Source organism: Alteromonas sp. KS69, assembly GCF_003989595.1.
Taxonomy (GTDB): Bacteria; Pseudomonadota; Gammaproteobacteria; order Enterobacterales; family Alteromonadaceae; genus Alteromonas; species Alteromonas naphthalenivorans.
Map to the genome: position 1 here is coordinate 61,465 of NZ_PYHU01000048.1, position 13,409 is coordinate 74,873.

Sequence of the window (13,409 nt, forward strand, 5' to 3'; positions counted from 1 at the left end):
GTGGGCTTACCACGTACTTCTCAATGTTAGCTTTTCACTCGGTGTATCTGGGGCATTGGGAGAGCTTGCATTAGAAACCTTCCACAGCATGGATGCTGTGGCAGAGCGCCCATGGATGGGTTTACCGCGCGTTTCTAATGCAAGCTTTCCCAAGGGCCAAGTAAAGACTAACTAAACAGCATTCGCAGAAGTTGTGCAACAAGTAAGATGCCCATTAGCGGCCAAATCCACTTCGCCCATTTGGCAGTGTCTTCGTCACTGATGCGCATTTTCGAGCGCTCGATAAGTGGTATTACTATAAAAAGTGCGCCGAACAGTACGGCAAGTATGATTAAAACTTCCATTCTCGCATCCCTATCGCATATTTAAGTACTTCCCGTTTAGCTGGCTCAAAGTGTTGTGCCACAGAAAGTAATTGGTTTCTGAACCATTTAATGGGGCCGATATCGTTACTAAACAAGCCATAGAAACCATCCATGGCAGACATCATCAACGCATTATCACGCTGGCGTGGCTTTTCGTAGCTTGTTATTAAGCTGCTTTTAAACGCTAGCGACGTTAAATCGATACCATCGCCGGTCACCGCTAATAAGGTTTCAACATCTCTAAACCCTAAGTTAACTCCCTGCCCTGCCAATGGATTAATGGTATGGGCCGCATCGCCCACCAAAATAACCCTATCGGTAACATAGCGGCTAGCATGTGCACGGGTTAACGGGAATGTAGCTTTATCTAGTACTGTAAAGTCGTTGCCGTCTTTAATTAGCTCACTGGGAAAGGCTTCTATAATGGCTTGCTTTAATTGTGCGGCATTGAGGGTTGATAACCGCTTAAGTTCATCGGGCGAGTCGTACCATACTAACGAGGCGTAATTGTCGAACATTGGCAAAAAGGCTTTAGGGCCTTCAGGGGTAAATTCTTGCCATGTAATGGCGTCAACCGGGTTTGCCATTTCAATGGTTATACCCATGGCTTGTTGGCTGTATTGCCAACCCGATACACCAATATTTGCAGATTGCCTAACTTGCGAGGCCGCACCATCGGCACCTATCAACCACTTAGCGTGAATAGTTTCGCCGCTATCAAGACTGAGGGTAGCGACGTGGGCCAACGACGCTGAAGAATCAGCCGAGCTATTGACTGAGCTATCAACTGAGTTACTAACTGAGCTATTGCCAAGTGTGATACCAGTCACCTTACAGCCAGTAAACCATGTTACGTTGTCAAACGCCTTTAGTGCTTGATGACACCCTAATTGCAATAAACGGTTTTCAACAAAAAAGCCTAGCTGAGGCACATCAATGCTTTTTGCAGTAAAGTCTGTTCGATGCGCGGGATCGTCCCACACACTTAGCCCCGTATAGGGTTTAACGCGCATTGTTTCAATGTATTCCCACGCGCCTAGCGACGTTAACAAGGATACAGACGCATCACTAATGGCAGATACTCTTAAGTCTGGCTTACTGGCCTCGTCAAAAGCTTTGGGCAAGTGGGGCTCAATTATAGCTACCCGGTATTGCTGCTTCGCTAAGCCCAATGCAAGCGCAGCCCCAACCATGCCACCACCATTTATACAAAAATCATACATACTACAAATCTCTTCTACTTACCCAATGGCTTACTCGCTTTGCACTAATAAATAATACGAATGTGAGCCCAAATACGTTCGCCATTTTAATTTACTAATATTTTCTGCTTCATGCTTTATATCAGCCACACCGCCCTTGCAAGATGGCAGTGCATTAAATTCCGGCGAATGTGCGTGAATACACTGGGCATTCGACGTTATAACAGGTAAAATACGCGGCTATTTTGAACATCTTCCCAAAACTGCAGTGGCAGGCTTTGCCAGAAATTACACCTAACTTAGTTAGCGTGTGGCATTTTCAACCGCCAGTCAATTGCTTACGGGAACTCTATCAGGTTATCGACTAGTTGTTATGACTAAAAAGCTGTATATCAAAACCTGGGGCTGCCAAATGAACGAGTACGACTCGGAGAAAATGGCAGACTTACTCGACTCTACTCATGGCTACACTGCAGCAGAAACTGCGGAAGAAGCCGATGTTATCTTGCTTAATACGTGCTCTATTCGTGAAAAAGCACAAGAAAAGGTGTTCCACCAACTTGGTCGTTGGAAGAACCTTAAACAAGATAACCCCGAGCTTATCATTGGAGTAGGCGGTTGCGTAGCTTCTCAAGAAGGTAACGTTATTCGACAGCGCGCGCCTTATGTTGATTTAGTTTTCGGCCCGCAAACCTTACATCGTTTGCCCGAAATGATTAACCAACTTAAAGGCGGCGAAAAGTCGGTTATCGACGTAAGCTTCCCTGAAATTGAAAAATTCGACCGTTTACCTGAGCCTCGTGCTGAAGGTCCAACGGCGTTCGTTTCTATCATGGAAGGCTGTTCTAAGTACTGCACATTCTGCGTAGTACCTTATACCCGTGGTGAAGAAGTAAGCCGTCCGGTAGATGACGTATTACTTGAAATTGCCCAGCTAGCCGGTCAAGGCGTACGCGAAGTTAACTTGTTAGGCCAGAACGTAAACGCGTTTCGCGGTGAGAACCACGATGGAACCGTATGTCGCTTTGCCGAGTTATTAGAACTTGTTGCAGCTATCGATGGTATAGACAGAATTCGTTATACCACGTCGCATCCGGTTGAATTTACCGATGATATTATCGACGTGTACGCCACTATTCCTGAGCTTGTTGATCACCTCCATTTGCCTGTGCAAAGTGGTTCAGACCGTATTCTTAACTTAATGAAGCGTGGTCATACCGCCATTGAGTATAAGTCTAAGATTCGTAAGCTTCGTAAAGTTCGCCCAAATATTAGTATGTCGAGCGACTTCATTATTGGTTTTCCAGGTGAAACCGATGCTGATTTTGAAGCCACAATGGATCTTATAAAAGCCATTGATTACGACCTAAGCTTTAGCTTCATTTACAGTGCTCGCCCTGGTACACCCGCGGCAGATGCAGTAGATGATGTAACCGAAGACGCCAAGAAGCAGCGTTTATACCTTTTACAGCAACGTATCAACCAACAAGCATTGCGTATTGCGCGTAACATGGTAGGTACTGAACAACGTATTTTGGTAGAAGGCCCGTCAAAGAAAAATCCTATGGAGCTTTCTGGCCGTACTGAAAATAACCGCGTGGTTAACTTCGAAGGTACGCCGGATATGATTGGTGAATTCGTAGACGTGAAAGTGACAGACGTTTTCTCTAATTCATTACGTGGTGATGTTATTCGCCGTGAAGATGAAATGGGCTTGCGTGTTGCTGTTTCGCCCCAATCTATTATGGCCAAGCACGAGGCTGATTTACCTGACGCGATAGGCGTAGGCCAGTTCAACCCAGCATAAATAGTAAAAGTGAGGAATACAGTAGTTTGAGTACATTGGTAAGTAACGAATTTGATTTAGAGCCGGCAGACACAAAACGTTTGTCTAACTTATGTGGGCCGTTTAACGACAACATTAAGCAAATAGAGCGCAGGTTGGGAGTAGAAATTACTTACCGGAATAATGCGTTCAAGGTGCTAGGTGAGCCACGTCAAATTCAGAACGCCACTGAATTGCTTAAGCAATTGTATGTAGAAACTCAGCCAGTAAAAGGCCGCTTACCTGAACTTGAACCTGAGCAAGTACACTTAGCCATTCAACAGGCCGCGGCTTTAGAGCAAGATACAGAGTCAGGCACTGGCGATTTCGGTAAAGAAGTACACATTCGCACGAAACGTGGCGTTATTAAGCCCCGTAACCCGAATCAAGCTCAGTATGTAGCTAATGTTCTCAATTATGATATTACCTTTGGTGTAGGCCCTGCAGGTACAGGTAAAACGTATTTAGCCGTTGCTGCAGCAGTTGATGCGCTAGAACGCCAAGAGATTCGCAGAATTCTACTCACTCGCCCTGCTGTAGAAGCGGGTGAGAAGCTAGGCTTTTTGCCAGGTGACCTTTCACAGAAAGTAGACCCTTACCTGCGCCCGCTTTACGATGCTTTATTTGAAATGCTAGGTTTCGAAAAAGTAGAAAAGTTAATGGAACGTAACGTGATTGAAGTTGCACCATTAGCCTATATGCGTGGCCGTACGTTAAACGATGCCTTTATTATTTTGGATGAGAGTCAAAATACCACGGTTGAACAAATGAAAATGTTCTTAACCCGTATTGGCTTTAATTCAAAAGCGGTTATCACCGGTGATATCACCCAAGTTGATTTACCTCGCGGCGCCCGCTCTGGATTACGTCACGCTATTGAAGTGTTAGATAATGTTGACGATATTTCGTTTAACTTCTTCAACGCTGAAGATGTGGTAAGACACCCTGTAGTAGCCAGAATCGTTCGCGCATACGAACATTATGACGCCCAGCAAGAGCGCGTTCGCAAAGAGAAGAAAGAGGAAGCCCTTCGCCTTCAACGTGAACAAGCTGATGCCAATGCTTCATCCAATAGTTCATCAAATAGCTCATCTGCACAACAAAATAGCGATAACCAGTGATAGCCATTGTAGATTACCAGCAAGCTTATGAAGCTGACGAGGTGATGGCTAAGGCCATTCCCTCTTTAGAGCAAATTGAAACATGGGCGAATGCTGCACTGGTTGCCGAAAATACCGGTGAACAAGAAATTACCGTACGCTTCACCGATGACGAAGAGTCGCAAACGCTAAATCATGAATACAGAGGTAAAGATAAGCCTACCAATGTGCTGTCTTTTCCTTTTGAAGTGCCGCCAGGCATAGAAATGAACTTACTTGGTGATTTAGTTATTTGTGTACCTGTGATCATGCGTGAAGCTGAAGAGCAAGACAAAACCCCCACCAATCACTATGCCCATATGGTCGTTCACGGAATATTACATCTTCTGGGGTACGATCACATAGACGATGCAGATGCTGACATAATGGAAGCAAAAGAAATTCGTATATTGGCATCTTTAAATATTGGTAATCCTTATCAATAAAACCCAATAGCGCCAACAAGTTACACTTGGGCAGTTGCGTATTTTACGTGCAAATAAACAATAAAGCATTGACGCCCCTCCCCAAGACATTTAACGTTGACGTTGTATCAATAAATTAGCGGACATTATGAGCGACGATAATCCTCACTCTACCAACGGCTCCCAAGGAAAAAGTTGGTTAGACAAACTTAAACTTTCTATCTCTGGCGAGCCGAGAAGCAAACAAGAACTGGTTGAAGTTATTACTGAAGCCGAGCAGAACGAAATCATCGATCCCCAAACCCGGGAGATGATTGAAGGCGTTATAGGTGTCAACGAAATGCGAGTTAGGGATATTATGATCCCACGCGCGCAGATGACCACCATAGACGTTGAAAAAAACGTAGATGAATTCCTACCTGTCGTGTTGGAATCAGCCCACTCCCGCTTCCCCGTTATTAGTGAAGATAAAGATCATATTGAAGGCATTCTGCTTGCAAAAGACTTGCTAAGCTATGCGTTTAATCCAGAAAAAAGTCTAAACTTACGTGATATTTTACGTCCTGCTGTTATTGTGCCGGAAAGTAAGCGTGTAGATGTACTGCTGAAAGAGTTTCGCCAACAACGCTATCACATGGCCATTGTTGTGGATGAATACGGCGGTGTGTCTGGGCTTGTTACCATTGAAGATATACTAGAGATTATTGTTGGTGAAATTGAAGACGAATACGATACCGAAGAAGACGGTACCGATGATATTCGCCCACTGAACAAATCGACCTATTCAGTTAAAGCGTTAACGCCTGTTGACGAATTTAACGCCTTCTTTGAAACCAAATTCAGCGAAGAAGAAGCCGATACCATTGGCGGTATAGTGCTTAAAGCGTTCGGGCACATGCCTGAAACGAACGATGAAGTTACCATTGGTGATATTCACTTTAAGGTAACCAACTCTGATAAACGCCGTCTTATACACCTTAAAGTGTCGGTGGCCTCTCTGGAGTAACTCCGTTGAAACGGTTCATTCCTTATTTACTGCTTTTGCTAAGCGGCGCTAGCTTAACGCTGGCGTTTGCGCCCTTTGGTATCTGGCCACTTGTTATCCCCGCTTTTGCGTTAGGAATTAGGCAAGTTATTAAACTTCCACATCGCCCTTTTTTAGCCGGCTGGGTATTTGGGCTAGGCTGGTTTGGTTCGGGCATTAGTTGGGTACACGTAAGCATTGCCGATTTCGGTGGCTTACCCCTAATTGCATCTATAGGCCTCATGGTTTTATTATGTAGTTACCTTGCGTTGTTTCCAGCAGTTGCGTTTAAGCTTACCGCTCGCTATTTCCCACATCGTCTTTGGCCACTGGCTTTACCTTTTTTCTGGGTATTCGCAGAATGGTTACGCAGTTGGTTGTTAAGCGGTTTTCCGTGGTTGTCGTTAGGCTATAGCCAAATCGATAGTTCCCTAGTGGGTTGGGCACCCATAATAGGTGAAACCGGCATAACAGCCTTGCTAGTTATCGGTGCAAGCTTGTTTGCCGTGTCCCGTACTAAACGGCATTTCACCGGCGCAGTTTTGGTTAGCTTAGCTTTGTATATTAGCGGTTTTATTGCCAGTCAGCATACATGGGTTGCGCCTAAACAGCAGTATAACGTCGCGATGGCTCAGGGTAATATTGCGCAGTCTTTGCGATGGGTACCTGAACAAGACGCCCCTACCATGAACCGTTATTTAAGCCTTACGGAACCGCTGTGGGATAACGACTTGATAATTTGGCCCGAAGCAGCCGTACCAAAACTAGAGCCACTGGCGCTAGATTATTTGACTCAAGTCAATGCGCGCGCCTTTACTGAGAACACCGCACTTATCACAGGCATTGTGAATTATAATTGGGAAACCGATGAGGCCTGGAACAATTTGATAGTGCTGGGCAAAAGAACACCCAATTCTAAAACGCCAGATTATCAGTACTTCCACAACAATCGTTTCGCTAAACACCATTTGTTACCCATTGGTGAATTCGTGCCTTTTGAAGATTGGTTGCGCCCCTTAGCGCCTTTGTTTGATTTACCCATGTCTTCTTTTGCCAGAGGTGATTTTCAGCAAGCTAATCTTGTTGCTAACGGTATTCACTTAGCACCAGCAATCTGCTTTGAAATTGCCTTTCCAAGGCAAGTTGCCGCGAATATCTACAAAACTACTGACATGATTATTACGGTAAGTAACGATGCGTGGTTTGGCCATTCTCACGGCCCAGCGCAGCATTTAGACATTGCTCGAATGCGTGCGGTAGAATTTGGCCGCCCTGTGGTGCGTGCTACCAATAATGGCATTACTGCCTTTATTGATCACAAAGGCAATATAACTGCACGGTTACCTCAATTTGAAGCGGCAAGTTTAACTGCCCCAGTGTTGGCAACCTCTGGTTTCACGCCCTATTACCTGATTCAAGATATAGGCGTATGGGTGCTGGTACTGGTGTTTTTCGGCATTGCGATTTGGTTAAGGAAGCGTGCTAAAGCTTATTAAAAAAAGTGGCGCCTTAATCGCAAAATTTTTATTTAGTCGACGAGTTAGGTTTAACGAACTAACTAAAATGTAAACATAAAAAACGGCGCATTATGCGCCGTTTTTGTTCGTGTCACTATCGAATTTCCATAGTCAAAAACTAATACAGCTTGAGCTAGGTAAACAGCCTTGAGCTAGGTAAACAGCCTTGAGCTAGTTTTAACAGCCTTGAGCTAGCTTAAACGCACTCAACTAATTAGCGGCCTGAATAGCAGTTAACGCAATAGTAAACACAATATCATCTACTAATGCTCCACGGCTTAAGTCATTGACTGGCTTGCGCATGCCTTGCAGCATTGGCCCAATACATACCAAATCAAAACTACGCTGTACTGCTTTGTAAGTGGTATTTCCGGTGTTTAAATCTGGGAACACAAATACATTAGCTTTACCCGCAACAGGACTGTTTGGTGCTTTACTGCGCCCTACACTTTCAATGGCAGCGGCATCGTATTGAAGCGGCCCATCAATGAGTAAGTCCGGGCGAAGTTTTTGTGCAATTTCGGTAGCTTCACGCACTTTCTCAACATCGCTTCCAGCACCCGATGTACCAGTAGAGTAACTGATCATAGCGACTCTTGGCTCGATACCAAACATCTGCGCCGACGTAGCAGACTGAATCGCAATATCCGCCAGCTGTTGGGCGTTAGGATCTGGATTTATAGCACAGTCACCATAAACCAAGACTTGGTCTGGCAATAACATGAAAAATACCGACGAAACTAACGATGCATTTTCTGCTGTTTTAATTAACTGCAATGCGGGGCGAATGGTATTTGCTGTAGTGTGAACGGCGCCAGATACCAAGCCATCAACATCACCTTGCTGCAACATCATAGTACCAAGGGTGACATTGTCTTGTAGCAACTCACGGGCAACCACATCGGTAACCCCCTTGTGACCACGAAGCTTCACTAACCCTGCCACATAATCTTCTTGTATGGCAGCAGGTGAAACAATTTCAACGCCATCGCCCAGCACCACGCCTTGTTGCTGTGCCACACGTTGAATTTCACTTTCATCACCAATCAGCACAGGTCGCGCTAGCCCACGTTTAGCACAAATGGCAGCTGCGGCTACAGTGCGCGGTTCATTACCTTCAGGTAATACCACACGCTTGTTAACTTGGCGCGCACGATTGGTTAGATAATAGCGAAATGCAGACGGAGAAAGTTTCTTTTGACGCGATACTTTTTCAGTAAGCGAAGAGACCCATTTAGCATCTAAACTTTCAGCCGCATGTACCATCACTTTTTCGATACGCTGACTATCATCTACCGGCACTTCTTGATTGAACGCATGAAGATTCTGTGCGGTTTGCCACGTATTCGTGTTGACCAACATAACAGGCAAGCCGGTTTCTAGCGCTTGGTTACAAAGCTGCTTTATATTTTCATCTGGCTGGTAGCCGCCAGTTAATAACAATGCGCCTAACTTGGTGCCATTTAACGCTGCTAAGCAACACGAAACAAACACATCGCCTCTGTCACCAGACATTACTTGCAGTGCACCAGGCTTTAAGGTGTGTGTCATATTATGAATTTCACGTGCAGCGAACGTAACGCTGCTTAATCGACGTGAAGCAATATTGCCTTCATTTATTAATGTGGCATTTAAGTGCTTAGCAATATCGATAGCACGAGGAGACATCAGCTCCGCATTCCAATCAATATTTCCAAGCAGGTTCAAGCCTTTTGCAAATATAGGCAGCTCACGCAATGCTTTGCTGCGTGTTTCATCGTGCTCTGGCGCTTCTAGCACACTTAAATCGGTACGTAGTTGACCATGTTCATCATAAGGCGCGTTTACTTTGTTAAATATACAGCCCACTACTTTTTTACTTTTGTGGCCGCCGTAAGCGTCTACCACAATTTCAAGGCGATGATTAATATCAACAGGATCATCATTTCCAGGCACACAAACAAACACAATGTCGGCATCTAACGCCCGACTAATTTCAAGATTTAATCGCTCTGCGTAAGGGTGGTGGCGGGTTGTTACCAGACCTTCGATAACTGCCACTGCATCGGGTTCTTGATGCGCTTCAAAGCGCTCTATAATTTCTTCAAGTAATTCATCAGTATTATCGGTACTGATCATTCGCTCTACCATGTTTAAATCGAACGGAGCGATAGGCTTAACACTGCAGTGGTGACTAATAATAGCGGTTGAGCGTTCTTCACCGGTGTCGCCTCTTCGAGGCTGTGCTACAGGTTTAAAAAAATTCAGTTTAATGGCTTGTTCTTCTAATGCTCGAACTAGCCCAATGCTGACAGTAGTTAACCCTACGCTAGTGCCAACAGGGATCAGCATAATACGGCGTGACATAATTGCTCCTAAAGCAAAAACAATTTAAGCGAAAAAATTTAAGCGAATTTCGCAGCTTCGGCGGCGATAACCCACTCTTCATTAGTGGGTACGATTAAAACAGGCTTGGTGGATGACGAAGATGCAATGTTTCCTTTTGCACCAAAGCGCATAGCTTGGTTGCTTTGCTCATCAATGGTAAAACCAAGATGGGAAAAATACCCCATGGTAGTTGCACGAATATACGATGAATTTTCACCAATACCACCGGTAAACACCACGGCATCTAATGATGGCGCTGCTATCATATAGCTAGATATATACTTGGCTAAGCGATAACAGAACATTTCAAGGGCTAACAATGCGCCTTCGTGCCCCGCTTCTGCCGCTTCTTCTAGCGTACGACAATCGTTGCTTAAACCGGAAATACCCGCAAGGCCAGATTCTTTGTTAATCAGTGAATTGATTTCAGCAGCAGATTTGCCAAGCTTTTCTTGCAAAGTGCCTGGCAAGCTGGGGTCGATATCGCCGCAGCGCGTGCCCATCATTAACCCTTCAAGGGGCGTAAACCCCATGCTGGTATCTACCGCTACACCTTTTTCAATAGCGGTAACACTACAACCATTGCCTAAATGAGCACTAATAATACTGGTTTGTTCAACAGGCTTATTAAGCAATTGTGCAGTGCTATCTAAAATGAACTTGTGGCTAGTGCCATGGAAACCATATTTACGCACGCCGTGCTGTTCGTACAAGGCCTTGGGGAGTGCATACATATAGGCCCGTTTTGGCATTTGTTGGAAAAAAGAAGTATCGAACACGATGACATGCGGTAAATCTGGATAGGCGGCTTGGGCAGTGGTAATTCCTTTCAGATTAGCTAAGTTATGTAGCGGTGCCATGCTGGCATACTCTTCTACAGAGGCTAGTACACTATCGTCGACTAACGCTGCTTCTTTGAAGCGTTCACCACCGTGAACAACTCGATGGCCCAAGGCTATTGGCTCAACACCTGTACTGGCAATTATGTTTTGAATTGCTGCTAACGCTTCTGCATGAGAGGCGTTAGAAGGTAGGGTTTGCTGTTCTTTTCGACCGTTTAATTTAAACGATATGCTTGCGTCATCATTCCCTAAGCTTTCTGCAATACCACTTAGCCCGGCTTCACCTGTGTCAGCATCGATAATAGCGAATTTAACTGACGAACTACCGCAATTTAAAACAATAACTTCTTTTTTCATTCGATTTCTTGAGTTTGATTAAGTAACAAAAAGAACGCTAAGTGTAGCATTTATGTACATAAATGCTTACTTAATACTCTTTCAAGTAGATTGTTATAGTACTATCCCACAAAACCCAAATACAATTAATTATCATTTAGTTCAGTGCTTATTTTACTCGCCCCTTTTTGTTTGCATATAAATGCTTGAGTTTGATTTGATAGAGCGCTGCATATAAGAGGCAAATTAAGGTGACAAAAGTAAATATCGAAACCTAAAATAATAGACTTGAATAATAAAAATTCGGTCGCACCTTAATATTTCCGGTAACGACAACGGTGACATGTTAGAAGCCGGAAAAAATTAAGGTGTTTTACGTTTCAAAATAAAATTTAAAATTTTTTGAAAAAAAGCCCTTGAAAAGATTTTGAGCCACCCTATATCTATTATGTCGACGCTGAAAGCTCAGGTTGACAACACCGCCGCCGAATAGTCGGGGCGAATTATTTTTAACATATTGCTAAATTAATAGGATATGACTATGCGTACTATCGATCTATCTCCACTTTACCGTTCATTCATTGGTTCTGACCACTTAGCTTCACTTGTTGATGCTGCATCTCGTGCTGAAAAACAAAGTACTTACCCCCCTTACAATATTGAATTGCTTGGCGATGATAAATATCGCGTGACTATGGCAATAGCGGGTTTCAGTAAAGATGACGTATCCATAGAAGTTCAAGAAAACACCCTAGTAATAACGGGTACACGCAAGCCGGAAGAAAAAGAAACCGCTGAGCGTAAGTTTCTTCACAAAGGGATATCTGAGCGGAATTTCGAAAGAAAATTTCAGCTTGGCGACCATGTGAAGGTGTTAGCTGCTGATATGGAAAATGGGTTATTACACATCGATATGGAGCGTGTCATACCCGAAGCTAAAAAACCTCGTCAAATTGAGATTGGTTCTCGATTAATAGAGAGTTAAACAAAGTTTTTAAAAATCGTTTCCCTGGTTTTGGACGGCGCTGAGAAGCGCCGTTTTTTCGTTTACACATAATGTGTTTAAACAGGTAATCGGTAAGATTTATTCGGTAAGATTTATTGTGTAGTTTGCTTTACCGCCTTCAGCAGACTCGAATGTTCCTGAAATAGTGCAATTAGAGAGTTCACCCGTAGCGCTGCCATCAATCGATGAAAAGTTGCTACTGGCAATGCCATTTACAAATTTTCCATCGTGCTTAAATGAAACTGTGCCACGACGTCCGTCTATAACTCCTACAAAACTCTCGAATCCAACGAATAGCGCCAACATTGATGTCTGATATGACATGAGAAATTCAACGTCGCTTTGCCCCGCCATGCTGCCTTCATAAGCTTGCGTTATGCTAGCATGGGTTTGCTTAACACCTTCTCGTTTTTCACTTAGTATATTTTCATCCCACCCCGTAATGGAAAATTGCCCATTGCAGTCCATTGTTTGCTCCAAAGAAAAAGTGTGGTCACACAATACAAGTGAGTGCGATACCGTTCAACATAAAATTGTTACACTCTGTTACAGTCAATAGTCAGACTGTTAACTAAATAAATCCTTTTAAACGGGCAAGTCCGTAAGCATTGCAGGTAGAAGCATCTTTAATCGTGCCTTCAGTTATCATAGATTCCAATTCTTTAATATGCACAGGTACAATTTTTAAATCCTCTTCCTCTACATCTAACTTTTGCTCGCCCTGCGTTAGCCCTTTCGCAACGAATATATGATAACCCTGATTACAAAAGCCATAAGCAAGATATTGAAAACCAACATAATGCATTTCTGTGGCTGTAAACCCCGTTTCTTCTTTCAATTCGCCGGCAGCTAACACTTTCGGATCGGCATCTGGGTTATCTTCCCAAGCACCTTGCGGAAACTCTAGCAATCGTTGCTGTACCGTGTATCGGTATTGCTCGACCAGATAGACAATATCACCGTCGATGGGAAGAATAATCGCAAAGTCTGGTTTTTCAACAACACCATAAAGTCCTTCGTTCCCACTAGCACGACGAATTTTATCTTCACGTACTTTAAGCCACTTATTTTCATAAACCACTTTCGACGAGAGCGTTTCAATATCCTTATCCGACATAACAGCGCCTTTCAGTAAGCCTTAAAAAGTTAGTGTACAAGTGCATATAGCAAGGAGCAACTCCGTCCACCCACGAATCAACTATATGTTGGACAGTCACTCAAAATAGACTTAAGAGATGAGGTGTTCAGATGGCAGAACGAGTACAAACAGATAGTTAGCGGATAGTAGCAGATAGGACAGTCACACAAATAGCAGATAGGACAGTCACACAAACATGCGTGATTTTAAGCTGACTAAGCCG

At 44.0% G+C, this 13,409-nt stretch carries 12 protein-coding genes; 6 read left to right on the top strand and 6 right to left on the bottom strand.

Going from position 1 to position 13,409, the window contains the following annotated elements:
- Positions 1-167: 167 nt before the first annotated feature.
- Positions 168-344, bottom strand: coding sequence for a hypothetical protein (locus C7Y69_RS21650; protein WP_013784730.1), 177 nt, complete (start codon positions 342-344; stop codon positions 168-170).
- Positions 332-1,588: an FAD-dependent monooxygenase gene (locus tag C7Y69_RS19600; protein WP_126873905.1), complete on the bottom strand. Its 1,257-nt coding sequence runs from the start codon at positions 1,586-1,588 to the stop codon at positions 332-334. The genes C7Y69_RS21650 and C7Y69_RS19600 overlap by 13 nt, the downstream gene beginning before the upstream one ends.
- A 352-nt stretch (positions 1,589-1,940) precedes the next feature.
- Here C7Y69_RS19600 and miaB point away from each other — a divergent pair, with 352 nt between their 5' ends.
- The 5 genes from miaB (at position 1,941) to lnt (ending at position 7,476) form a co-directional block, all read left to right on the top strand.
- Positions 1,941-3,374 (top strand): tRNA (N6-isopentenyl adenosine(37)-C2)-methylthiotransferase MiaB, encoded by a 1,434-nt coding sequence (gene miaB, locus C7Y69_RS19605; protein ID WP_126873906.1) that lies wholly within the window; start codon positions 1,941-1,943, stop codon positions 3,372-3,374.
- A 26-nt stretch (positions 3,375-3,400) separates the two neighbouring features.
- A complete protein-coding gene (locus tag C7Y69_RS19610) occupies positions 3,401-4,513 on the top strand; it encodes a PhoH family protein (protein WP_126873907.1) in 1,113 nt (370 codons plus the stop codon).
- A complete protein-coding gene (ybeY, locus tag C7Y69_RS19615) occupies positions 4,510-4,977 on the top strand; it encodes an rRNA maturation RNase YbeY (protein ID WP_126873908.1) in 468 nt (155 codons plus the stop codon). The genes C7Y69_RS19610 and ybeY overlap by 4 nt, the downstream gene beginning before the upstream one ends.
- 127 nt (positions 4,978-5,104) lie before the next feature.
- On the top strand, positions 5,105-5,962 hold the full coding sequence (locus C7Y69_RS19620; RefSeq protein WP_013784735.1) for an HlyC/CorC family transporter: 858 nt from the start codon (positions 5,105-5,107) through the stop codon (positions 5,960-5,962).
- A 5-nt stretch (positions 5,963-5,967) separates the two neighbouring features.
- The gene (gene lnt / locus C7Y69_RS19625) at positions 5,968-7,476 is read left to right on the top strand and encodes an apolipoprotein N-acyltransferase (RefSeq protein ID WP_260563882.1); all 1,509 of its coding nucleotides are present in this window, start codon (positions 5,968-5,970) and stop codon (positions 7,474-7,476) included.
- 231 nt (positions 7,477-7,707) lie between these two features.
- Here the strand turns inward: lnt and pta are convergent, their stop codons facing one another.
- Both pta and C7Y69_RS19635 read right to left on the bottom strand, forming a co-directional pair.
- Positions 7,708-9,843 (bottom strand): phosphate acetyltransferase, encoded by a 2,136-nt coding sequence (gene pta, locus C7Y69_RS19630; protein ID WP_126873909.1) that lies wholly within the window; start codon positions 9,841-9,843, stop codon positions 7,708-7,710.
- 38 nt (positions 9,844-9,881) lie between these two features.
- Positions 9,882-11,063 (bottom strand): acetate kinase, encoded by a 1,182-nt coding sequence (locus tag C7Y69_RS19635; RefSeq protein ID WP_126873910.1) that lies wholly within the window; start codon positions 11,061-11,063, stop codon positions 9,882-9,884.
- A gap of 520 nt (positions 11,064-11,583) precedes the next feature.
- On the opposite strand from C7Y69_RS19635, the gene C7Y69_RS19640 reads away from it, so the two are divergent.
- Positions 11,584-12,027: an Hsp20 family protein gene (locus C7Y69_RS19640; protein ID WP_013784739.1), complete on the top strand. Its 444-nt coding sequence runs from the start codon at positions 11,584-11,586 to the stop codon at positions 12,025-12,027.
- A 99-nt stretch (positions 12,028-12,126) separates the two neighbouring features.
- Here C7Y69_RS19640 and C7Y69_RS19645 read toward each other — a convergent pair whose 3' ends face one another.
- Together C7Y69_RS19645 and C7Y69_RS19650 are read right to left on the bottom strand one after the other, a co-directional pair.
- Positions 12,127-12,516, bottom strand: coding sequence for a DUF3224 domain-containing protein (locus C7Y69_RS19645; protein WP_013784740.1), 390 nt, complete (start codon positions 12,514-12,516; stop codon positions 12,127-12,129).
- 103 nt (positions 12,517-12,619) lie between these two features.
- Positions 12,620-13,165, bottom strand: a complete 546-nt coding sequence (locus C7Y69_RS19650; RefSeq protein ID WP_013784741.1) for an NUDIX domain-containing protein — start codon at positions 13,163-13,165, stop codon at positions 12,620-12,622.
- Between the last annotated feature and the right edge of the window lie 244 nt (positions 13,166-13,409).

Excerpts from the sequence above, each read along its gene's own strand:
- C7Y69_RS19620 (WP_013784735.1), top strand. The coding sequence starts at position 5,105 with ATGAGCGACGATAATCCTCACTCTACCAACGGCTCCCAAGGAAAAAGT.
- C7Y69_RS21650 (WP_013784730.1), bottom strand. The coding sequence starts at position 344 with ATGGAAGTTTTAATCATACTTGCCGTACTGTTCGGCGCACTTTTTATA.
- C7Y69_RS19645 (WP_013784740.1), bottom strand. The coding sequence starts at position 12,516 with ATGGACTGCAATGGGCAATTTTCCATTACGGGGTGGGATGAAAATATA.
- C7Y69_RS19640 (WP_013784739.1), top strand. The coding sequence starts at position 11,584 with ATGCGTACTATCGATCTATCTCCACTTTACCGTTCATTCATTGGTTCT.
- pta (WP_126873909.1), bottom strand. The coding sequence starts at position 9,843 with ATGTCACGCCGTATTATGCTGATCCCTGTTGGCACTAGCGTAGGGTTA.
- C7Y69_RS19600 (WP_126873905.1), bottom strand. The coding sequence starts at position 1,588 with ATGTATGATTTTTGTATAAATGGTGGTGGCATGGTTGGGGCTGCGCTT.
- C7Y69_RS19635 (WP_126873910.1), bottom strand. The coding sequence starts at position 11,063 with ATGAAAAAAGAAGTTATTGTTTTAAATTGCGGTAGTTCGTCAGTTAAA.
- miaB (WP_126873906.1), top strand. The coding sequence starts at position 1,941 with ATGACTAAAAAGCTGTATATCAAAACCTGGGGCTGCCAAATGAACGAG.
- C7Y69_RS19650 (WP_013784741.1), bottom strand. The coding sequence starts at position 13,165 with ATGTCGGATAAGGATATTGAAACGCTCTCGTCGAAAGTGGTTTATGAA.